Raw genomic sequence first — 865 nt, 5'->3', positions numbered from 1 at the left:
AGCTGGTCTTACCCATTCTTTTACCTTACCTGTCCAAAGGCCTGCAATACAATAAGAGAATGGAATTAACGAGCAGGCAAAGCCTAAGAATGTCATAGGAGGGTGAATTACCATCCAGTAGTTTTGCAAAAGAGGGTTCAAACCTGTTCCGTCTGCAGGAATAAAATCTGGATTGATTAAGAAAATAGGATCGTTAAGCACCTCTCTTAGTAGTAAGAATGGAGAGCTTCCAATTTTCAAATCACCAATTACAACCCCTAATATCATTGAAGCCAGAAATGCCTGAACTACAGCAAAGACCGTCATTACTGGAGCCTCCCATTTACGGTTGGTTTTGATAATGATAAAGCCTAAAAGCGCATTCCAAAACAACCAAAGCATAAAACTTCCTTCTTGGCCTTCCCAAAAGGAAGCGATCATGTAGTATGGAGGAAGATTCTCTGATGCATGGCTCCATGCATAATGGTACTCGAAATAATTATTGTAGATAATGGTATATAGGGTAACGACTACGCCAACAACAGAAAAACCATGGATGATAAAGGCGGTACGGCTAAAGCTGATCCAAGGAGATTTGCCCACCTCATTATTATTAGTGGCTTTGAAATACCCGAAGGCGGCCATTAATGAAGTAATAAATGAGATTATAATGAGGAGGTGGCCAATATTGCCTATGCCAGTGTGTACCATGCTTGGTTACCTAATTTCAGATTAAAGTTCAGTCTCTTCGTACTTAGAAGGGCATTTAAGGAGGATTTTATCCGCAATGAATTTGTCATCGTGGTAGGACCCGATAACTACCACTTTTTCTGATCTTAGAAAATCAGAAGGCATTGGCTCATTGTAATAAACGGTTTGTTCCAAG

The 865-nt window shown here is 40.1% G+C and carries 2 protein-coding genes; both read right to left on the bottom strand.

Features of this window, described 5'->3' with window-relative positions:
• A partial coding sequence (ccsA, locus tag AWN68_RS13215) for a cytochrome c biogenesis protein CcsA (RefSeq protein ID WP_172796069.1) occupies positions 1 to 690 on the bottom strand: 690 nt, incomplete at its 3' end.
• Between the two features lie 21 nt (positions 691 to 711).
• On the bottom strand, positions 712 to 865 hold a 154-nt coding region (locus tag AWN68_RS13210; protein WP_172796068.1), incomplete at its 5' end, for a cytochrome c maturation protein CcmE domain-containing protein.

Origin of the sequence: Roseivirga echinicomitans (genome assembly GCF_001592935.1) — a bacterium.
Taxonomy (GTDB): Bacteria; Bacteroidota; Bacteroidia; order Cytophagales; family Cyclobacteriaceae; genus Roseivirga; species Roseivirga echinicomitans.
This window is presented reverse-complemented; position numbering and strand designations above follow the sequence as displayed.